Below are 21308 nucleotides of genomic sequence, written 5' to 3'. Positions count from 1 at the left end.
GCGGCGCCGGCGTCAGCCGGCCAGCAACGCCTTCACCGATGCCAGAGCGTCAGCCGCCTTGCTGCCGTCCGGCCCGCCGCCCTGGGCCATGTCGGCGCGGCCGCCACCGCCCTTGCCGCCGAGCGTCTCGACCCCCTTGCGCACGAGATCGACAGCGCTGACCCGAGCGGTGAGATCGTCCGTGACGGCGGCGGCAACGCTCGCCTTGCCGTCGTTCACGGCGATGGCAACGGCCACGCCCGAGCCGAGCCGCTGCTTCGCCTGATCCAGCAGCCCACGCAGCTCCTTGGGATCCAGCCCCTGCAGGACCTGCCCTGAGAACTTGATACCGTTGACCTCTTCGTCAGCCGCCTCGGCCTGAGCCGAACCGCCACCGAGGGCCAGCGCCTTCTTGGCATCCGCCAATTCGCGTTCCAGCTTTCGGCGCTCGTCCAGCAAGGCGGCGACTCGTGCTTCCACCTCTTCAGGCGTCGTCCGCAGCAGGCCCGCTGCATTCTTCAATGCGTTTTCGCGGCCAATGAGCCACTGCCGGGCCCCTTCGCCCGTCATCGCCTCGATACGCCGTACCCCTGAGGAGACCGCGCTCTCTGAAACGATGCGAAACAGGCCGATGTCACCCGTGGCGCGCACATGGGTGCCGCCGCAAAGCTCTACCGAGTATGTACGCTCACTCGAGCTGCGCCCCATGGAGAGCACACGAACCTCATCCCCATACTTCTCGCCGAAAAGAGCCATGGCACCCGCCGCGATTGCGTCGTCCGGGGTCATGAGCCGCGTAAGCACCTGCTCGTTCGCGCGGATTTCGGCGTTCACTTCCGCCTCGATCGCGGCGATGTCGTCTTCCGTCAGCGCCTTGGGATGTGAAAAGTCGAAGCGCAGGCGATCGGCGGCAACGAGCGAACCCTTCTGTGTCACATGGCCGCCAAGGCGGTTCCGCAGCGCCGCATGGAGCAGGTGCGTGGCCGAGTGGTTCGCGCGAACCGCATCGCGGCGCTCCACGTCCACGGCCAGATGAACCGCATCACCGACCTGGATGGTGCCCGATTCCACGATGCCGCTCATCGCATGAAGGCGCCCGAGCGGCTTTGAAGTATCCACGACCGCGATCCTGAGACCGTTGGCACCCAGGATCTCGCCCCGGTCGCCTTCCTGTCCACCGGATTCCCCATAGAATGGCGTCTGGTTTGTCAGTACGACGACCTGTTCGCCCGCTTCGGCTGCCGCCACTTCCCTGCCGTCTTTCACAAGGGCCACCACCTGGCCTTCGCCGGTCGTGGACGTGTAGCCGGTGAACTCGCTCGCGCCTTCGCGCTCCGCGATGTCGAACCAGACTTCGCTGTCCGCGGCTTGGCCAGAGCCCTTCCACGCCGCGCGCGCGGCGGCCTTCTGCTGCGCCATGGCGGCGTCGAACCCGGCCTTGTCAACGCCGATCCCGCGCGAACGCAGCGCATCCTCGGTCAGGTCATAGGGGAAACCGTAAGTGTCATAGAGCTTGAAGGCCGTTTCACCCGGCAGCTCACCACCCTCGTTCATGTCGGCCGTCGCCTCGTCGAGCAGGCGCAGGCCGTTGGAAAGAGTGCGGCGGAATTGCACCTCCTCGCGCTCCAGCGTCTCCTCGATCAGCGGCTGCGCACGACCGAGTTCGGGATATGCCTGGCCCATTTCGGCCACCAGTGCCGGCACCAGGCGATGCATCAGCGGATCCTTCGCGCCCAGCAGATGGGCGTGGCGCATGGCGCGGCGCATGATGCGACGAAGCACATAGCCGCGGCCTTCGTTCGAAGGCAGCACGCCGTCCGCCAGCAGGAAACTGGTGGAACGCAGGTGGTCGGCGATGACACGGTGGCTGGCCCGGTTCTCGCCTTGCGCAGCGACGCCGGTCAGGCTTTCGGACGCTGAAATCAGAGCCTTGAAAGTATCAATGTCGTAGTTGTCGTGCACGCCCTGCATCACGGCCGAAATGCGCTCGAGCCCCATGCCGGTGTCGATGGAGGGCTTGGGAAGATTGCCGACAATCTCCCCGGCCGCCTGCTCGAACTGCATGAACACGAGGTTCCAGATCTCGATGAAGCGGTCGCCGTCTTCCTCGGGCGAGCCGGGAGGGCCGCCCCAGATGTGATCTCCGTGATCGAAGAAGATCTCGGAGCACGGGCCACAAGGGCCTTCGTCCCCCATGGCCCAGAAGTTGTCCTTGGTGGCGATCCGGATGATCTTGCTCTCCGGCAACCCCGCGATCTTCTTCCACAGATCGAACGCTTCATCGTCGGTGTGATAGACGGTGACGAGCAGCTTTTCGGCAGGAAGACCCCACTCCTCCGTGAGCAGAGTCCAGGCGTGTGTGATCGCCTGTTCCTTGAAATAGTCGCCGAATGAGAAGTTGCCCAGCATTTCGAAGAACGTGTGATGCCGCGCCGTGTACCCGACGTTGTCCAAGTCGTTGTGCTTGCCGCCGGCACGTACGCACTTCTGCGAGGAGGTGGCGCGGGGAACCGCGCGGGTTTCCAGCCCTGTGAACACGTTCTTGAAGGGGACCATACCGGCGTTCACGAACATCAGCGTCGGATCGTTGTAAGGAACGAGCGGCGCGGACTGGACGGCCTCGTGACCATTGCTGGCGAAATAGTCGAGGAAGGACCGGCGGATTTCGTTGGTCGTGTGCATGTTCGGGCCGATAAGCCACCCGCGCGAGGTGGGCAAGCGCAAGTCTACGGTCAGACTGTTCGAAAATCGCGATGACACGTCCGGCCCGTGCTGCGTGGCACCTCCGTATGGTTCCACGCAGCACCCCAGCGGACTGCCCGGACGGCATATACAACAACGCCCCGGCATTTCTGCCGAGGCGTTGTCGTTTTCATATTTCCGCCCTTGATCAGGCGTCGTCTTCTTCCGAAGGCCCGACCATCATTTCTTCGGCCAGCCCGTCCGTCTTTGCCCGGATGGCCTTTTCGAGACGCTCGCACACGTCCGGATTGGACTTCAGGTAGGTCTTGGCATTTTCGCGACCTTGGCCAATGCGGATCGAGTCATAGCTGAACCAGGCGCCAGACTTCTCCACGATCCCGGCCTTGACGCCCAGGTCGAGGATTTCGCCGATCTTGGAGACACCTTCGCCATACATGATGTCGAATTCGACCTGCTTGAAAGGCGGAGCGACCTTGTTCTTGACGATCTTCACGCGTGTCGCGTTACCGACGACTTCATCCCGATCCTTGATCGCGCCAGTGCGACGGATGTCGAGACGGACGGAGGCATAGAACTTGAGCGCATTGCCACCCGTGGTCGTTTCCGGGTTGCCGTACATGACACCGATCTTCATGCGCAGCTGGTTGATGAAGATCACCATGCAGCGCGACCGGCTGATCGAACCTGTCAGCTTGCGAAGCGACTGGCTCATCAGCCGGGCCTGAAGGCCCACGTGGCTGTCGCCCATCTCGCCTTCGATTTCGGCCCGCGGCACGAGAGCGGCAACGGAGTCCACCACCAGCACGTCGATCGCGTTGGAGCGTACAAGAGTGTCGGTAATTTCCAGCGCCTGTTCACCGGTATCCGGCTGCGACACGATCAGTTCGTCGATGTTGACGCCGAGCTTCTTGGCGTAAACAGGATCCAGCGCGTGCTCCGCGTCAATGAACGCGGCGGTGCCGCCCGTCTTCTGCGCTTCGGCGATGCAGTGGAGCGCCAGCGTGGTCTTGCCCGAGCTTTCCGGCCCATAGATCTCGATTACGCGGCCACGCGGCAGGCCGCCAACGCCCAGCGCGATATCAAGGCCGAGCGAGCCAGTCGAGATTGCTTCGACCTGCATGGTTTCCTTCGAGCCCAGCTTCATCGCAGAGCCCTTGCCGAACGCCCGGTCAATCTGCGCGAGCGCTGCTTCGAGCGCTTTTTGACGGTCCATCGAGTCCTTGTCCTTGCCTTCCTGGATCAGCTTGAGCTGAGCAGCCATGTCACTTCCCTCTCTGCTACCGGCATGACCGGAAAGGTCAACGTCACGAGCTGCTACGTACTCGCTTCGTTCCGCGAGAACAAGAGGGGAACTTCGCGAAATTTCCGTTTTTTAATCGCCAGCCGTCTGCGCCAGAACTTCCCCGACTTTTTCGGAGAGCTGCTGCACCGAGAACGGTTTCGGCATGAACCAAGCGTTCGCGATCCCAATCTGCTTGCGAAGCTGCTCCTCCGCGTAGCCGGACATGAAAAGGACCGGAAGATCCGGCGCAAAGCGGCGTATCTCGCGCGCCATGGCGGGACCGTCCAGGCTGGGCATAACCACGTCCGAGACGACAAGATCAAACTGGCCGCCCTCCTCGACGAGTTCCAGCCCCTCCTCGCCATCGCGCGCGCAGGTGACCTGATAGCCCTGCCGGGTCAGTGCCCGCTCCGCTACGATACGAACGGGATCTTCATCTTCCACCAACAGGATCGAACCGCCGCCGGCCCATTTCCTTGTCGGCGGCTGCGGGGCGCTGGACGCCACCTCCGCGTCGCTGCCAGGGCCGCCGTGATGCACCGGCAGGTAGACGGTAAAGCGGGTTCCCCTGCCCTGTTCGCTTTCCGCGAAGATGAAGCCGCCGGACTGCTTTACGATGCCGTAGACAGTCGAAAGCCCCAGGCCCGTCCCCTTTCCCTGCTCCTTGGTGGTGAAGAACGGCTCGAATATCTTGCCCACGATCTCCGGCGGGATACCGCCGCCCGTATCCTCTACGATCAGCGCGGTATATTCCCCCGCCGGGACGATTTCCGAACGCATGGCCCGCACATCGGTAGTGGTGACCCTGCGGGTTGCGAGCGTAAGCCGTCCGGAACCGTCGCCGCGGCTCTGCATGGCATCGCGCGCGTTCACGCACAGGTTCACGATCACCTGCTCGAGCTGGGTCGGGTCCGCCCGGACCGGCCCGAGATCGCGATCATGCGTCACCGAAAGCTGGATCTTTTCACCGATGAGGCGGCGGAGCATCTGCGAGACCTCCGCCACCACGTCGGGCAACTGCAGGACTTCGGGCCGTAATGTCTGCTGGCGCGAAAACGCGAGCAACTGGCGGGTAAGCGATGCGGCGCGGTTCGAATTCGCGCGGATCTGCTGGATATCGTCGTAATCCGAATCGCCGGGCGTATGCCGCATCAACATGAGATCGCACGTCCCGAGGATCGCGGTCAGCACATTGTTGAAGTCATGGGCAACGCCGCCTGCAAGCTGGCCCACCGCTTGCATCTTCGTTGCCTGGGCGACCTGCCGCTTCAGCCGCATCTCCTCCGACGTGTCGGTGAGGCCAAGAAGCACCGCCGCCTCCCCCAGGCCCCGAACGCCCGCGAGGCTGAGCGAGACGGGATCATCCGGCTGCGTCGCAAGGCGGATGGCGAGATCTCCGGCTGCGGCAGGGCCCTGTGCAAAGCGCCGGATCGCCTCCGACAGCGCCCGCTTGTCTTCCTTGACCACGAGATCGGTCGGATAGGTGGGCGGTGCCTGACCCTCCTGACCGGCGGCCCGCATGAATGCGGGATTGGCGAACAGCAGCCGGCCGTCCCGATCCGCCATGGCAAGGCCGAGCGGCAGTTGGCTCAGCAGCGCTTCAAGATGAGGGGCCGAACCCGTGCCGCCGCCGCCGGAGCCGATGCCGTGCGCCGCTTCGACAACAAGCATGAGCGAGGGGGTCGTGTTCGCGTCCGCTTCTTCGGCATTGTCCGGATCCACTACGGGTACGTGGTAGAGGACCAGCGCGCTGCCGCGACCGCCGTCGCGCGCCCAGCCGATCCTTTCGCCCTCCTCCTGGCTCAGCAGGTCGACAAAATCAGCTCCGGTCATGTCCGCCGCCGGATCGCCTGAAGCGCGCATGGCGAAGCCGGCGCTGGCGGTCCTGATCGTGCCGTCAGGATCGACAAGGGCAGCCGCTATACCTGCCTTCGAAAGCGCGCGGCCCAGCTTGCCGTCCAGATGGCTGACGAGTTCCTCCACAGGGTTGCTGACATCGTCCGGCGTCAGCCGCCAGATCAGGAAATCGTCACCCCGACCGATCCGCCGGACATCGGCTCGCCAATGCACGCCATCCTCATTCACGATCTCGGCAGTCCCGTGGCCGTCGCGCCATGCCCGGCGCGTGGTATCCGCCAGCCGTTCGAGCGAGGCGGGAACGACCGGCAGGCTCGGCGGCACGCTCCCGGAGCCAAACCAGCTCTCGAAGGCCGAGTTGGCGCACGTCAGGCGCCCGGCGCGATCGGTCACCACGATCGCCATGTCCGGGCGCTCTATTCCCGCGACGGTGACCGACCAGTCCGGCTGTGCGAACTCGATCTCCGGCTTCGGCGCCCTGCGGCGCGACAGAACCCAGGCGATGACGCCGAACACGGCGACGGAAGCGAGGAACATCCCCATGAGAACGGCATCGCCCGAGGCGATCCACACAAGCAGAGCACTGAGCACCAGCGCTCCAGCCACCACGACGACGTCCGCCCGGACGCCGCCATTCTCGCCGTCTGCCTTCATGCAGAGGTTTCCGTCTGGGCATCTCCCACGACGCGAGGCGGACGGTCACGCCGCGCCCGGTGCTTGTGGCCTATCCACCAGCGCCAGAACCAGAGTGCAAGGAAGTAGCTGACGAAAGCAGCGATGATCGACTGGATGAACAGACCGATGACGACAGCGGGAGCCGTGTCGGACAGCAGCCAGCCCCACCATTGCTCGAGCCCTGCGCCTTCCCTGACCATCGTGGTCACGGTCGCTATGTCGGCATGGTAGCCAAAGCTGTTTCCGATCGCCACGCCAAGGGGCAGGATGATCAGCAGGGTCGTGAAGGGATTGCTGATGAAGGTCACGGCCGCGGCAAGCGGGATGTTACCCCGGAACGGAACGCACAGAAGCGCCGCACCGATGATCTGCACACCGGGAATCAGGGCGAAGATGCCGATGAACATGCCCACGGCCATGCCGCGCGGCACCGATCTCCGGGTAAAGCGGAACAGTTCCTGCCGCTTGGCGAACGGCGCCGTGAGCCGGTTGCCCTCCATCTGCGCGTGCGTAGGCATCTGCCGGTGCAGCCACGCCGAGAGACGGTGGATGAAGGCGATCATTCGCCGCTTACCCGTGATCGCGCATGATGCGCGCCTGATCGCGCTTCCAGTCGCGGTCCTTGATCGTCTGGCGCTTGTCGGCAGCGTTTTTGCCCTTCGCCAGCGCGAGTTCCACCTTGGCCCGACCGCGACTGTTGAAGTAAATCGACAGGGGCACCAGCGTCATGCCCTTGCGCTCCACCGCGCCCTGCAGCCGGGAAATCTCCCGCTCGTGCAGCAGAAGCTTGCGGGGGCGCTTGGGGGTATGGTTGAACCGGTTGCCGTGGCTGAACTCCGGCACGTTGGCGTTGACCAGCCAGCACTCGCCGCCGCGAATTTCCGCGAACGATTCGACGATCGAGCCTTCCCCCGAGCGGAGAGACTTCACCTCGGTGCCGGTAAGCGCGATACCCGCCTCGAACTTGTCCTCAATGTGGTAGTCAAACCGGGCCTTGCGGTTCTCGGCGACTGTCTTGACCTTGTCGAATACGGAGTTCTGAGGGCGTGCCATATCAGCCGCATGTAGGGGCAGGCGCGACAAAAGAAAACGCCCCTTCGACAAGCCATAGCAACCAAAACCGTCGAGACGTCACCAAGCCGCGCCGCGCCGCGTCATGAGGGCTGAACGCAGCCGCGTGCATGCCCCCTCGGACCGGGCGCGCTCGTGGAAGTCCACGCGCTCACCGCCGTTGTCGCCCTTCTGCAGCGAGCCCGCAAGCGCGAGGACGCCCCGGCCGTCCGACCGGCGCCTTAGAGCAGGCCGGCGTGAACCAGCGCTTCGTCGACGGCGGAACGCGCCTTTTCGCTGCAGGGCACCAGCGGCAGGCGAAGTTCGTTTTCGATCCAGTCATGGACTTGCGCCAGCGCGTACTTGCACGGGCCCGGCGAGCTGTCCTCGAACATAGCGTAGTGGAGCGGGTAGAGGCGATCGTTCAGCTCCCGTGCCTTCTCCAGATCGTTGGCGGCGCAGGCTGCCTGGAACTGGGCGCACAGTGCGGGCGCGACGTTCGCGGTCACCGAAATGCAGCCGACTCCGCCCGCCGCGTTGAACGGCAGCGCCAGTTCATCGTCCCCGCAGAGCTGCACGAAATCCTTGCCGATTCCCATGCGGTGATCGGTCACGCGCGACAGGTCGCCGCTGGCGTCCTTGATGCCGATGAACCGCCCCGGATAGCGGCGCGCCAGTTCGCAGACGGTTTCCGGCAGGAGGTCCGTCACCGTCCGGCCCGGGACGTTGTACAGCACGATCGGCAGGTCATTGTTCTCGGCCAGATAGCTGAAGTGCGCGATCAGCCCCTCCTGGCTCGGGCGGTTGTAGTAGGGCGCGACCAGCAACGCCGCCGCCGCACCGCACTTCTTCGAAAAGTTCATGTGCAGCAGCGCGTTCATCGTGTCGTTGCTGCCGCAGCCCGCGATGATCGGGACGCGGCCGGCCGCCTGCTCGATGCACACTTCGATCACGCGGTGGTGCTCGGCGTTGGAGAGCGTCGAGTTCTCGCCCGTCGTGCCGCAGGGGACGAGCGCCGCAGAGCCCGATTCGATCTGCCATTCGACAAGGCGCCGGAAAGCCTGCTCATCGAACGCTCCGTCGCGAAACGGTGTGACAAGCGCGGGAATCGAGCCGGAGAACATGGACTTTACCTCTTAACGATGGTCAATGATCGTCCGGCAAGGGAACAAACCCCGCCTGCCGAGCGTCACGTTCAGCGCCTGATAAGGAGCCTCTTCCGAAAATGTCCAGCATGTTGCGCACCCCCCACCTGCTGCTGAGCATTTCTTTCGTCCTCTTCGCCTCGCCTGCCCTTGCGCAGTCCAGTATGCCGGACGGGCGGGAATGGGACGCCGCACGCGCTGCGGCCATGCAGTCGCACGACATGACCGTGCACCAGTCGATCGACCGCTGGAAGCAGCTTTCGAGCAACGATCGCCTTGGCTTCTCCGCCTACACGGGGTTTCTTCTCAGTTATCCCGGCTACCCCCAGCAGGACAGGCTCAGGGGCTATGCGGAAAAGGCGCTGCTGACGGAAAATCCCGCGCCACAGACCATCGTGGGCTTCTTCGACCGCTTCGCGCCGCTCGGCAGCCAGGCCGCCGGGCGCTACGCCGTGGCGCTCTCAAGCCTGCGGCGCGCGGACGCGGCGACCAACGCCGTCGCCGCCTGGCGCAAGGGCAGCCTCATCGCCTCGGACGAGGCGGCGCTACTGGGTCTCTATCGGAACCAGTTCACCCCGGCCGACCATGATGCCCGGATGGACGTGCTCCTTTGGCAGGGGGAGACCGCACAGGCCGAACGCCAGATTTCCTTCGTGTCTTCGGCTCGTCGGCCCGAGTTCATGGAACGGCTCACCTTGCTGCAGGGTTCGCCTCCGGGTACGCTGGGCCTGAGCCTGCCTCCTGCGATCGCGTCTGATCCCGGTTATGTGTACAACCGCGCGGTGCAGGCCCGGCGCTCGGGCAATGCGCCGGGCGCGATCACGCTCCTCGCAAATCGCCCGGCCCTCGCCCGCCCCGTACCCGAACCGCAGCTCTGGGTGCGGGAACTGCTCACCGCCGCCAGAGGCGCGGACGCGGCGAGCGCGGTGAAGATCGCCGCCTCTATCGACGACGCCTTCGCGCCCGGCACCGATGTCAGTCGCCAGCCTTACAGGGTGCGTGACGATTACACGTCCCTGGTTTGGCTCGGCGGCACCAAAGCCCTCTGGAGCCTGCGCAATCCACGGCAGGCGGCGCCCCTGTTCTACCGATACGGCGCGGCCGCCCAGACGCCGGGAACGCGCTCAAAGGGCTTCTACTGGGCAGGCCGGGCGCTGGCGATGGCGGGCGACACCGCCGGAGCGAACCGCTACTTCGAGATGGCCGCGCAGTATCCGCAGTACTTCTACGGGCAGCTTTCGCTTGAGCGGCTGGGGCGACCGATTCCGAACCTCGACACCCGCCCCACCGCCACTCCCACCACGGCGCAGCGCACGGCGTTCGCCTCGCTGCCGATCACACGGGCGGTGCGCGACGTCGCTCGTGACGCCGACTGGCGCACCGGCATCCAGTTCTACCGGGAGATCGCGGATCAGGCGCAGACGGCGGAAGACCATGTCCTCGTCGCCGACCTCGCCCGTCAGATCGGCCGCCGCGACCTGGCCGTCATCATGGGGCAGAGCGCCCATGCGGGAGGGTTCGACCAGTTCGGCAAAATTTCATTCCCGCTGGTGCCGACGCCGCCGGGCACGGACTGGACGATGGTCCATGCCATAGCGCGTCAGGAGAGCCAGTTCGCGCAGAACGCGCTCAGCCACGCCGGAGCGCGAGGGCTCATGCAGCTTATGCCCGGCACCGCCCGCGAGCAGGCGGGCAAGATGGGGCTGGCGTATGATGAGGGCTCGCTAATCAGCGATCCCAACTACAACATCCTGCTCGGCGACGGGTATTTCCGGCGCGTGAAGGATTACTTCGGCGGTGCCGTGCCGCTGGCCGTCGCCGCCTACAATGCCGGCCCGGGCAACGTGAACAAGTGGCTTCGCGCCAACGGGGATCCGCGTACCGGCGCTGTGGACTGGATCGACTGGATGGAACAGATCCCCATCTACGAGACCAAGAACTACGTCCAGCGCGTGCTGGAGAATGCGGTGGTCTACGAAACCATCTATCCCGAAAAGGCGGACTACAGAGGGGCAAACAAGCTGACGCGGCTGATGCCGGGGAAGCGCACCCCCGGCTGAGGTCTGCGCATAAGCGGCGAGGAGACGCTTGGCCCCTCGCCGCCGATTGCCTAGAGAGAGCGGCATGAAACCAGCCGGTCCTCCGATCACCCCTGCAGGCATGGTCAGCCTGCGCGCCCGTTACGATCATCTGCTCGGCAAGGAGCGGCCGGAGATCGTGGAGATCGTCTCCTGGGCCGCCGGCAACGGGGACCGATCCGAAAACGGCGACTATCTCTACGGTCGCAAGCGCATGCGCGAGATCGATCGCGAACTGGCTTTCCTCGCCCGGCGGATGAAAGCCTTGCGCGTCGTGGAACCGGCTGAACAGACCGATCGCAGCAAGGTGTTCTTCGGCGCAACGGTCGAGCTGGCCGATGAAGAGGACGAACGCCTCGTCATCACCCTCGTCGGCGACGACGAACAGGATGCTTCCACCGGACGCATCGGCTGGAGCGCGCCCCTCGCCCGGGCTCTTCGCGGTGCCGCCGTGGGCGACCTGCGGACGGTTCGCCTGCCCTCCGGTGAGAGGGAATGGGAGATCATGGCGGTCAGCTACCCGTGATCGAACTTTCCCTCGATGCCGTCGCCTTCCTTGTGGGCGTAGCCTTCCTTGCCGGTAGCATAGATGCCATGGCCGGCGGCGGTGGCCTGCTGACGATCCCTGCCCTGATGGCTGCGGGGATCCCGCCTGTCTCCGCCCTTGCAACCAACAAGCTGCAAAGCACGATCGGCACCTCCTCGGCGTTCCTCACCTTCCACCGCGCGGGCCACGTGGACCTGAAGGGCTATGCCATCCCGGCGGCAGGTGCTTTCATCGGCTCCGTGGCGGGCGCGACCGCCGTGCAGTTCCTGAACCCGGCTGTCCTGTCCGCATTCGTGCCGGTCCTGCTGGTGGCGATGGGGCTGTATTTTCTCCTTTCCCCGCAGATGAGCGACGTGGACCGCCACGCCCGGCTCGGGCGCATCGGCCTGACGCTGGTGACGACCGGGATAGGCTTCTATGATGGCTTCTTCGGCCCCGGCACCGGCTCGTTCTTCACCACGACGCTCGTGGCACTGGGAGGGCTGGGGCTGGTACGCGCCATTGCCAACACGAAGTTCCTGAACCTGTCCACCAACATCGCCGGCCTGCTCGCCCTGATCGCCGGCGGCAAGGTCCTCTGGCTGCTGGGCGGCGCCATGGCTGTGGCCAACGTGGCGGGCAACATGACCGGCGCGCGGCTGGCGATCCGGTACGGCGGCAAAGGCGTTCGTCCGCTGCTGGTCATCATGTCGCTGGCGCTGACGATCAAGCTCCTGTCCGATCCGAACAACCCCGTCTGGTCCCTGTTCTAGACGCGCCTCGCAGCCTATACCCGCGCGCGATGCTACGTTCCGCCGTGTACTTGGCCCTGTCGATGGCCCTTCTCGCCCTCGGCGCGCCCCCGGCGCACGCCCGCGAAAGTCTTGGCCTTTACGGAGACTGGGGCGCGTTCCGGGACCCCCTTGTCCCACGCTGCTACGCCATCGCCCTGGCGCAGCCGAACCTGAAGAAGCGTGATTACCAGCCTTATGCCGCCATCGGCACCTGGCCCCGGCGCGGTGCCCGCAGCCAAGTCCACTTTCGCCTGTCGCGCCAGATGGCGGAAAACGCCAGGATCTACCTGCGTATCGGCCGCCAGCGCCTTCAGCTTACGGGTGGTGGCGGCGATGCCTGGGCACTTAACGCAGCCGACAACGCGACTATCGTGGCGGCCATGCGGGCATCATCCATCATGTCCGTCTCCACCCGGGATACGCGCGGGCGCCCATTCACGGATCGATGGTCGCTGCCCGGTGCCGCTTCGGCGATGGATGCCGCCCTTATAGGCTGCGCCAAGCTGCGCTGAATGCAAGAAGGGCGGAGCCGAAGCCCCGCCCTCCCCTCGCCATGAGGCTGAAGTCGCGTCAGAAGCGCACGCCCACGCCAGCCATGACCTGGTGGCGGTCCAGGTCGAGATCGAAACGCTGGCCGTCCGGGGAGTCGCCGGTGTAGTCGAGTTCGCCCTTCTCGTAGTTCGAGTAACGGTACTCGAGCTTTGCGAAGACGTTGTTGCTGATCGCCTGCTCCACGCCGGCGCCGATGCGCCAGCCATCCGCGTCGAGATCGCGATTGGTGTCCGTCGTACCGATGGCGTTACGCACGTCGAACTTGGCGTTGGTGTAACCGCCCTTGGCATAGACCATCGTCTGCGGGCTCACGACGTAACCGACGCGGGCACCAACGTAGATGTCGCGGTTGGTCTTCACGTTGCCGACACCGAAACCTTCGAAGTCACCATCGTCGAAGCTGGTCTTTGCGGTCGACCAGGTCACTTCCGCCTCGGGGCCGATGACGAAGTTGTTCATGCGGAAGTCGTAACCGGCACCGACGCCATAGGCGAACCCGTCGATCGACTGGTCGTTGTCCTCGTTGACGTCGTCATCGATGCTGCTTCCGGCTTTGCTGACGTCGTAACCTGCGAGGGCTTCGACGTGGAAGCCCGTGAAGGGCTCTGCCGGGCCGACGTTCTGCGCCATGGCCGGAGCGGCCACGGCCATTGCGGTGCCAGCAGCCAGGCAAACAAGGATCTTCTTCATGCAAGGTACTCCAATGAATCCGTCCCGTGAGGCAGTTGCATTTCTGCCCGTCGGGTAACCAGCCAGCGGATCGTTCCGCCTGGACTGGTCAAAAGCTTTTGAATGGCTTGGAGTTTCCTGAACCTCACACAACAAGATGACTGAGGCTTTTTAGCAACACTGCGAGACGGGATGAGATTTTGGCGCGGTGCGCGGGAGGAACCGGGCCGCGATAGATGTGTTCGCGCGCGCCGCATGTGCGGGCTCGTCACAGATCTTTCGTTTCGGCTCCGGATGCACTATATGCGCGCCGATCATGTCAGAAACGAACCTCTCCCCTGCCGGGGCGGACGCGGCTTCGACCGCTGCCGGCCTCATGCCGATCCCGGGCCATGTCGACCCGATGACCGTGCCGCGCCCGACGCTGGTCGAAGGCGTGACGCCGCGCGAAGATGGACGGACAGACCTCGTCGGCTTGCCACGGAAACGCATTGCCGAGTTGTTCGAGGCTGCGGGACTGGACGCGAAGGCGGCAAAGCTGCGCGCCAAGCAGGTCTTTCACTGGCTCTATCACCGCGGCGTGACCGAGTTCGACGCGATGACCGACATCGCCAAGACCATGCGTCCCTGGCTGGCGGAGCGTTTCGTCATCGGCCGCCCGACGATCGTGGAAGCGCAGCACTCCAGCGACGGCACGCGAAAGTGGCTGCTGCGCACCGCAGACGGCCATGATTTCGAGATGGTGTTCATCCCCGACGCCGACCGGGGAACCCTGTGCGTTTCGTCGCAGGTGGGCTGCACACTCAACTGCCGCTTCTGCCACACCGGCACCATGCGCCTGGTGCGGAACCTGACCGTGGGCGAGATCGTCGGGCAGGTCATGCTGGCGCGCGACGCACTGGGAGAATGGCCGAAGAACGCCGAGGACATCCGCCTCGCGACGATGGCCGGTCTCGACGACGACGAGGACGAAGGGTCCTACTCGGCCGATGGCCGCCTGCTCACCAACATCGTGATGATGGGCATGGGCGAGCCGCTCTACAACTTCGACAACGTGCGTGACGCGCTCGGGATCGTCATGGACGGCGATGGCCTCGCTTTGTCCAAGCGCCGCATCACGCTTTCCACCTCGGGAGTGATCCCGCAGATGGAGCGCTGCGGCCAGGAAATCGGCGTCAACCTTGCGGTTTCGCTCCACGCGGTGACCAAGGATGTGCGCGACGAGATCGTCCCGATCAACAAGAAGTACGGCATCGAAGATCTGCTGCAGGCCTGTGCCGACTACCCCGGCGCGTCGAACGCCCGGCGTATCACCTTCGAATACGTGATGCTGAAGGACAAGAACGACAGCGACGAGGATGCGCGCGAACTCGTTCGCCTGCTGCGCAAGTACAAGCTGCCCGCCAAGGTCAACCTGATCCCGTTCAACCCTTGGCCGGGCGCCCCTTACGAATGCTCGACGCCGGACCGCATCCGCGCTTTCTCGAACATCGTCTTCGAGGGGGGCATCTCCGCCCCCGTCCGGACACCGCGCGGTCGGGACATCGACGCGGCCTGCGGCCAGCTCAAGACGGCGGCGGAAAAGAAGAGCCGTGCCGAGCTGGACCGGCTTTACGCCGAAAAGGACGCGGCGCTGGCGGCCGAAGCGCAGTAAACGGATCCCGTCGCCCTGCACTCATGCGGGGCGGCGGGCTTGTGCCGCAAGGGCCGTTCCCGACAATAACCCCCGGTCTTGTCGACGCTGGCGGGCCGGCATTGCCCGCCGGAACGCTTCTGGTCAGGTCTCCAGAACCGACCTGATCTTCGTGGCCAGCTGTTCGATGGTGAACGGCTTTCCGATCAGTTCCACCCCGGGATCAATCACGCCGTTATGCACGACGGCGTTGCGGGTATACCCCGAGGTGTAGAGTATCTTGAGGTCCGGCCGCCGGCGGAGCGCTTCCTCGGCGAGCTTGCGACCGTTCATGTCGGGCATGACGATATCGGTGAAGAGCAGCGTGATTTCGGGATGGGAATCGACCAGCCTGAGAGCCGCGACCGCGCCTTCGGCTTCCAGCACGTGATAGCCCAGCTCATTCAGCGCATCGACGCTGAACCGGCGCACGGCCGCCTCGTCCTCTACAACCAGGATCACCTCCTGTTCCTCCCCCATGGGGAGAAGGCGGGCCGTGATCCCCTCAGCCGCGACATCCTCACCGATGAAGCGCGGAAGATAGATCTTCACGGTCGTGCCCACTCCAGGTTCGGAGTAGATCTTGACGTGACCGCCGGACTGCTTGACGAATCCGTAGACCTGGCTCAGCCCAAGCCCCGTCCCCCTGCCGACCTCCTTGGTCGTGAAGAAGGGGTCGAAGGCCTTGGCAATCACGTCTGCCGGCATGCCGGACCCGGTGTCGGACACCGCTATCAGCACATACTGACCGGCCGGAACCCCGAAGTTGGCGGCCGAATACCGATCGTCGAAAAAGGCGTTCTGGCTCTCAATCGTCAGTCGCCCACCCTCCGGCATTGCGTCTCGCGCATTGACAGCCAGGTTGAGGACCACGTTCTCCAGCTGATTGCGGTCCGCATGCGTGCGCCACAGACCTGCGGCGAGCACGGTTTCGAGGCGAATATCCGTTCCCAGTGAGTGCGCCAGAAGCTCCGACATGCCGGGAACCAGCGTATTGATGTCGAGCACTTCGGGGTTGAGCGGCTGCTGGCGGGAAAAGGCGAGGAGCCGCTGGGTCAGCGAAGTGGCGCGGCTGGCGCCTTCGAGAGCGGCATCGACATACCGCCTCGCCCGCGCATCGTCTGCTCCCAGGCGTCGGTTCAGCAGATCCAGCGACCCGACGATGACGGCCAGCATGTTATTGAAGTCATGCGCGATGCCGCCTGTCAGCTGCCCCACGGCTTCCATCTTCTGCGATTGGCGCAAAACCTCCTCGACCTGCTCACGCTCCGCGATGGCCTGAGCCACCCGCCGCTCGAGATGATGGTTGAGCTCCAGCAACTGCGCTTCGGAGCGCTTGCGCTCCGTCACGTCGATGGCGGTTCCGATGACTCTGAGGCACTGGCCGTCCTCGCTGAAAATTCCCCTCCCCTTGGCGGCCACCCAGCGGACCACACCGTCTTCCTTGCCGACGGTACGGTATTCGACATCGTACACGGCTCGGCGTTCGGGGTCGGCTGCAGCCGCGTAGCCCTGCGAGGTGGCTTCTAGATCATCGGCATGGATGCCGCTGTAGTAGTCGGCCATGGTCACCGGCACCTCGGGCGATATCCCGAACATTGCCTTGACGATCGGCGGCCAGATCAGGGCATCGTGGATCACATCGACGTCCCAGAAGCCGATCTCGGCCGCTTCCGTCGCCAGGCGCAGCCTCTCCTCGTTCATCGTGAGTTCGGCACGCGCGCGCTGACGCTCGGTCAGGTCCAGCATGGCGCCGATCATGCGTATGGCGTTGCCGGTGGCGTCGCGAATTATATGACCGCGGTCGAGGATGGTCGCGTATTGGCCACTGGCCCGGGCAAAGCGATATTCATCCGACCAGCTGTCTGCACGACCGTCAATGGCCGCCTGGATGCTGTCGTGAACACGATCCCTGTCGGCGGGATGTATATGCTCGATCCACCATTCGCCCGTGGGCTCTACTCCGGAGAGCTTGTGGCCGTGCACGGTTTCAAGCGCTTCGTTCCAGGTCACATGATTGGTGGCGAAGTGCCAGTCCCAGATGGCGTCGTTGGTAGCCCGGCTGACCAGATGGTAACGCTCTTCGATCGCCGCCAGCGCGTTCTCCGCTTCCGTTCGCTGCTGGACCTCCTTGCGCAGGGTCGTCTGCGCCGTTGTTTCCGTCACGGTGTCGAGCATGCCGACCACCTCGCCGCCCTCATCCCGTATCGGGCTGTAGCAGAAGGTGAAGTAGGTTTGCTCCAGATAACCACGCCGGTCGATGATGAGCGGGAAATCCTCGATGTAGGTCGCCTTACCCGCGAAGGCGTCCTCCACGATGGGCGAGATAGAGGCCCATGCCTCGCTCCACACGTCGCTGAAGGAACGCCCTAGAGCCTCCGGCTTCTCACCGAGGATTTCCAAGAATGCGTCGTTGGGAATTGTAATGAGCGACGGCCCCCAGACGATGCATTGGGGAAAACGGGAGGCGAGGATCAGATTGGCAGCCGTTTTCAGCGCCGCCGGCCAGTTTTCAGGATCCCCGATGGGGTTTCCTGTCCAGTCGAACCGCCGAATTGCCTCGGCCTGTACCCCGCCACCTTCCAGAAAACTCATCATGGTGCCTTGATAGCGAGATTGTCGGCGCTGACCAGCCAGCCCTTCCCCGCTGTCACATCCCTAACACTGTTTTGCCGCCACGCCTGAGTCAAAAGCCACTCGGATGTGCCGAAACGGGATTTTCAGCGAGGCGTAGAGCCGGACGCCGCGCGGCCCCCGTGCCTGCCCGATCCGTTAGGGCGCCGCGTCGAAGCGTGGGGCCCGCTCGAAATCCGCCTTTCCAAACGGCCGATCGCGGAACAGGTATCCGTAGTAGAACTCCCGCAGGCGGCGATGGAAGTGGCGGATAGCGTCGCGATAGGCGAGTTGAGCGGTAAGGTCCGTCCGCGCCATGCGCGTCAACAGCGCCTGTACGCCGACCGAAGGCAGCACCCAGCCCAGGGTTCGAGCGGCCTCGTCCCGGGTTTCAAGACCGTGCCGATAGGCGCGCACCTGCTTGGCGACACTCTCGTCGCCCACCTGATGGAAGGCGAAGTACCACTTGTAATGGAAAGCCGTTTCGAGCGGCGGCGAATCGGCCCATTGCGGATGACCGGCATAGAACCGGCGCATGGTCTCCGCTCGCGGGATATCCCATGCGCGATTGACCGCCTCCCGCTGGGCAAGGGCGATCTCCGCTCCCTGGTTGACCGGGATGGCGCGGTTGATGGCCACGTGCCCAAGCGTCGGCAGCACGAGCACGAGCACGAGCCAAAGCCCTGCCAGGGTCGCCGCGTTGGCGACGCTGCTCCAGCGTAGCCGCCCGACGAGCGCGCAGAGGCCAACCCAGAACAGCAGGTATGCAAGGACCAGCAGCAGGACGATGAGGATCGCGCCCGGTGAAACGCCCGACATCGCCGCGGCTAGCGCGAATGGCAACACGATCGCGGCCGACAGCAAGCCGAGGCGCAGCATGGTGCGGCGTCTCCACAAGGCCGCGCCTCCATAGGGGAGTGCCGCCAGGGTTCGCCAGCGACCGGCCTCCCGTTCGCCCGAAACCAGATCGTGGCACAGGGCGATGACGAAGAGCGGGGCAAGGAACACCAGCACGAAGGCGAAATCGAACCGGCCGGGCAGAGCCAGCTCGGGGTTGAAGGTGTCGCCATCGTAGATCTGCGCTTCGAGCCCCAGCGCCCGGACGCGCAGGATGTACGGAGAGACGTCCCGCATGCCCAGGGCCGCGAAGGCAAGCGGCGACGGCGCGTTCCAGGTCGGGTGGAAGCTGTAGTAGGCGGCGCTGCCCGCGTCCTTCTCCCTGTCGACCCAGGCTGCGATGGCGCCGATGTCTTCGGCCTGCGCGGCCGGGATGGCGGCGATGGCAGCATGCTGGCGCGACACTTCGGCCATGCCTGCCCCCAGCGCCGCAACGGTCAGCACCGCCAGCAGGGCGAGCGCGATCATGGCGAGACGCTGGCGCAGCAGCAGCCGGGCTTCATGCATCCAGAGTGTCATTGGCGCTCTCCTAGGCGGCGGGTGGCGATGGCGAGAGAGGCCCCCGCGAAAACGAGCCAGCCGAGGATGACGGCAAGTCCCGGAAGCGAGCGGGCGGCGAGCGTCGCGCCGTCGGGTGCGCGATAAGCGAAGTCCGGCATTTCCTCCCAGTGACCGGCGGCGACACGCTTGCGGCGGTCAGCGCCTGCATCGCGGGCGGTATCGTCGGCATACGTGACGCCATCGGCCTGCAGGCGGTTGAGCCGCTGGACAAGATCATAGCGGTAGGCTTCTGCCTGTTCGAGGAAGCCGCGATGAGCCGCGAAATCCGTTCCCGCCGCCGCCATCGAGAGGGAGCGCAAGGCGATGGCCGGGCTGATCACTCCCACCGCACCGACGATCCCGTTCTGAGCCCCCTGCGCCGCGTAACTTTCGCCGCTGTAGCGGTCGAACAGCGCGGAGGTGACTTTCTCACCCTCCACGGCGAGCAGACCCTTGTAGTTGACCGGCAGGTCTTCCACCCGCGTGACGCCGTAGCGCTGCAACACCGAGCGCTTGAAGGCAGCGAAGTGCGGATCATCCGGATTGTGGGAATCGCCCATCTCTCGCAAGTCGCGTGCGATGGCTACTTCGGTCTGGAGCCGGTTCTGCAGGGGCACCGCAGCACTGGCGATATCGGTTGCGACGCGCGGCAGAAGGACGACGCTCACCGCCCAGATCGCCACAAGCGCGAGCAGCGCGTCGCGGCTGCGCCCGACCAGTGTGGAGACGAGCACGATGACGGTGACCCACAGCAGCAGCCATGCGCCATATCCGAGGACGATCGCCACTGTCGGCAGGATCGCCGCGCCCGAGGTGGCCGCCAGCGCGGCCAGTCCCAGGATCGCGGGCAGTGCCACCAGCAAGGCGACAGCGCCGAGTGCGCGCAGCTTGCCGCGCACGATCGCACCGCGCGTCGCGCCCTGCATCATCAGCACACGCAGGGTGCCCCGCTCCGTTTCCCGCGCGATAGCGCCATAGCCGAGAAAGATCAGCAGCAGCGGCGCCACGGCCTGCAGCACGAAGGCGGGGGTCAACTGCCCGAAGCGGACCAACAGCGAACTCTGGTTTACGTCGCCGAAATTGGCTGTGTTCTGCCGATGGCCTTCAAGGAACATCGAATTGCCGGTGAAAGCGTCGACACCGGGGTCGAACGCCGCGAGCGCGCTCAGAGGGCGGAAGATGAAGGTGCCGTAATGCACCACGCGGTGCGGATGCCGGTCTGGCTGCGCGTCGAAGGCCCGTTCGGCCTCGTGCTGCTGGCGCGCGCGCAGATCCTCGATCCCCTTCTGGTGCGCCCAGGAACTCGCCACCGCGACCAGGGTCAGCAGCACCAGCAGCAGGCAAGCGATCACGGCGACACGGTTGCGGCGCATCAGCCGCAACTCGTCGCGCGCTATGAGCGAGGTCGGATTCATGCCGCCAGCCTCTGCGTGGCGACCGCAAAGCGGGCGTGGAGCGCACGCACGTCAAAGCGATCGGGGCCATGCGCCACCACGTCCTCGACGATGCGCCCGCTCTCGAGGAAACAGATCCTATCGGCGATGTCGGCCGCGCTGAGCAGATCGTGCGTCACCATCAGAACCGCGGTGCCCCGTTCGCGCACGGAGAGGACAAGCGCGTTGAAATCGGCCGTGGCGCGCGGATCAAGGCCGGAGGTCGGCTCATCGAGCAGCAGCACCGGCACCTCGCGCAGCAGGGCCACGGCGATGGCGACCTTCTGGCGCATGCCCTTGGAAAAGGCACCCAGCCGCTGCCCCCAGGCGCGCTCCTGCAGGCCGGCGGCGGCGAAGGCCTCGACGATGGCCGCGCGATCCTGCTTTCCGCCGGAGAGGGCCAGCAGGTACTGTGCGTTCTCAACGGCCGTCAGATGTTCATAGAGCGCGACGTTTTCCGGCAGATAGGCGATCTGGCGGCGGGCCGCGTCGGGAGCTACGCCAGGATCGACGCCGCAGACCGAGACGGCGCCCGCATGGGCCTTCACGAACCCCAGCAACGTCGAGAGCGTAGTGGATTTCCCCGCCCCGTTGCCGCCCAGCAGAGCCGTAACGCTGCCCTCAGGCGCAGAAAGGGAAAGGCCATCCAGAATGCGGTGGTCGCCGTAAGTCACGGCAAGGTTCTCAATCAGGATCGGAGGCGCCGTTTCAACCATGATGTTTCCCGAATATTGCTGATATTTTCAGGGCTTCTGCAGATTGCACACCTCCTGCCGCATTAGTTGTGATGATGCAACATATCATTGACGGGCCGACGCTGTCCTGACAAAAGCCGCCTCGAAC

At 64.9% G+C, this 21308-nt stretch carries 16 protein-coding genes; 5 read left to right on the top strand and 11 right to left on the bottom strand.

All coding sequences use genetic code 11. The features are described 5' to 3' along the window. Positions 1-12 precede the first annotated feature (12 nt). From alaS to dapA, 6 genes are all read right to left on the bottom strand, one after another. Complete coding sequence (gene alaS / locus QOL62_RS01940) at positions 13-2661, bottom strand: alanine--tRNA ligase (RefSeq protein ID WP_283404975.1); 2649 nt, start codon at positions 2659-2661, stop codon at positions 13-15. 208 nt (positions 2662-2869) lie between these two features. Then, positions 2870-3943, bottom strand: coding sequence for a recombinase RecA (gene recA / locus QOL62_RS01935; protein ID WP_103728506.1), 1074 nt, complete (start codon positions 3941-3943; stop codon positions 2870-2872). A gap of 111 nt (positions 3944-4054) precedes the next feature. Beyond that, positions 4055-6475, bottom strand: coding sequence for a hybrid sensor histidine kinase/response regulator (locus QOL62_RS01930; protein WP_283404974.1), 2421 nt, complete (start codon positions 6473-6475; stop codon positions 4055-4057). Next, the gene (locus tag QOL62_RS01925; RefSeq protein ID WP_103728504.1) at positions 6472-7059 is read right to left on the bottom strand and encodes a DUF2062 domain-containing protein; all 588 of its coding nucleotides are present in this window, start codon (positions 7057-7059) and stop codon (positions 6472-6474) included. Before QOL62_RS01925 ends, QOL62_RS01930 begins: the two co-directional genes overlap by 4 nt. Positions 7060-7066: 7 nt before the next feature. Next, on the bottom strand, positions 7067-7549 hold the full coding sequence (gene smpB, locus QOL62_RS01920) for an SsrA-binding protein SmpB (RefSeq protein WP_103728503.1): 483 nt from the start codon (positions 7547-7549) through the stop codon (positions 7067-7069). A 239-nt stretch (positions 7550-7788) separates the two neighbouring features. Further along, positions 7789-8670: a 4-hydroxy-tetrahydrodipicolinate synthase gene (gene dapA / locus QOL62_RS01915; RefSeq protein WP_103728502.1), complete on the bottom strand. Its 882-nt coding sequence runs from the start codon at positions 8668-8670 to the stop codon at positions 7789-7791. A gap of 101 nt (positions 8671-8771) precedes the next feature. Here dapA and QOL62_RS01910 point away from each other — a divergent pair, with 101 nt between their 5' ends. The 4 genes from QOL62_RS01910 to QOL62_RS01895 all read left to right on the top strand — a co-directional run bounded on the left by QOL62_RS01910 (position 8772) and on the right by QOL62_RS01895 (position 12601). Continuing rightward, complete coding sequence (locus tag QOL62_RS01910) at positions 8772-10751, top strand: lytic transglycosylase domain-containing protein (protein ID WP_103728501.1); 1980 nt, start codon at positions 8772-8774, stop codon at positions 10749-10751. Positions 10752-10815: 64 nt separating this feature from the next. Further along, positions 10816-11295, top strand: a complete 480-nt coding sequence (locus QOL62_RS01905) for a GreA/GreB family elongation factor (protein ID WP_283404973.1) — start codon at positions 10816-10818, stop codon at positions 11293-11295. Further along, positions 11292-12068: a TSUP family transporter gene (locus QOL62_RS01900; protein ID WP_283404972.1), complete on the top strand. Its 777-nt coding sequence runs from the start codon at positions 11292-11294 to the stop codon at positions 12066-12068. Before QOL62_RS01905 ends, QOL62_RS01900 begins: the two co-directional genes overlap by 4 nt. A 62-nt stretch (positions 12069-12130) precedes the next feature. Continuing rightward, positions 12131-12601 (top strand): hypothetical protein, encoded by a 471-nt coding sequence (locus tag QOL62_RS01895; protein WP_283404971.1) that lies wholly within the window; start codon positions 12131-12133, stop codon positions 12599-12601. Between the two features lie 58 nt (positions 12602-12659). On the opposite strand, the gene QOL62_RS01890 is transcribed toward QOL62_RS01895, so the two are convergent. After that, a complete protein-coding gene (locus QOL62_RS01890; RefSeq protein ID WP_283404970.1) occupies positions 12660-13331 on the bottom strand; it encodes an outer membrane protein in 672 nt (223 codons plus the stop codon). 295 nt (positions 13332-13626) lie between these two features. Here QOL62_RS01890 and rlmN point away from each other — a divergent pair, with 295 nt between their 5' ends. After that, positions 13627-14964 carry a 23S rRNA (adenine(2503)-C(2))-methyltransferase RlmN gene (gene rlmN / locus QOL62_RS01885; protein WP_283404969.1) on the top strand — a complete coding sequence of 446 codons (1338 nt, stop codon included), beginning with the start codon at positions 13627-13629 and terminating at the stop codon, positions 14962-14964. Between the two features lie 123 nt (positions 14965-15087). Here rlmN and QOL62_RS01880 read toward each other — a convergent pair whose 3' ends face one another. The 4 genes from QOL62_RS01880 to QOL62_RS01865 all read right to left on the bottom strand — a co-directional run bounded on the left by QOL62_RS01880 (position 15088) and on the right by QOL62_RS01865 (position 21181). After that, positions 15088-17580, bottom strand: a complete 2493-nt coding sequence (locus QOL62_RS01880; protein ID WP_283404968.1) for a PAS domain-containing protein — start codon at positions 17578-17580, stop codon at positions 15088-15090. A gap of 174 nt (positions 17581-17754) precedes the next feature. Then, complete coding sequence (locus QOL62_RS01875) at positions 17755-19011, bottom strand: DUF3526 domain-containing protein (RefSeq protein WP_283404967.1); 1257 nt, start codon at positions 19009-19011, stop codon at positions 17755-17757. Next, on the bottom strand, positions 19008-20447 hold the full coding sequence (locus QOL62_RS01870) for an ABC transporter permease (RefSeq protein WP_283404966.1): 1440 nt from the start codon (positions 20445-20447) through the stop codon (positions 19008-19010). Before QOL62_RS01870 ends, QOL62_RS01875 begins: the two co-directional genes overlap by 4 nt. After that, a complete protein-coding gene (locus tag QOL62_RS01865; RefSeq protein ID WP_283404965.1) occupies positions 20444-21181 on the bottom strand; it encodes an ABC transporter ATP-binding protein in 738 nt (245 codons plus the stop codon). Before QOL62_RS01865 ends, QOL62_RS01870 begins: the two co-directional genes overlap by 4 nt. Between the last annotated feature and the right edge of the window lie 127 nt (positions 21182-21308).

Source organism: Novosphingobium panipatense (genome assembly GCF_900182875.1).
GTDB classification, from domain to species: Bacteria; Pseudomonadota; Alphaproteobacteria; order Sphingomonadales; family Sphingomonadaceae; genus Novosphingobium; species Novosphingobium panipatense.
Note: the sequence above shows the minus strand (reverse complement) of the source record. Positions and strands in the feature narration are given on the sequence as shown.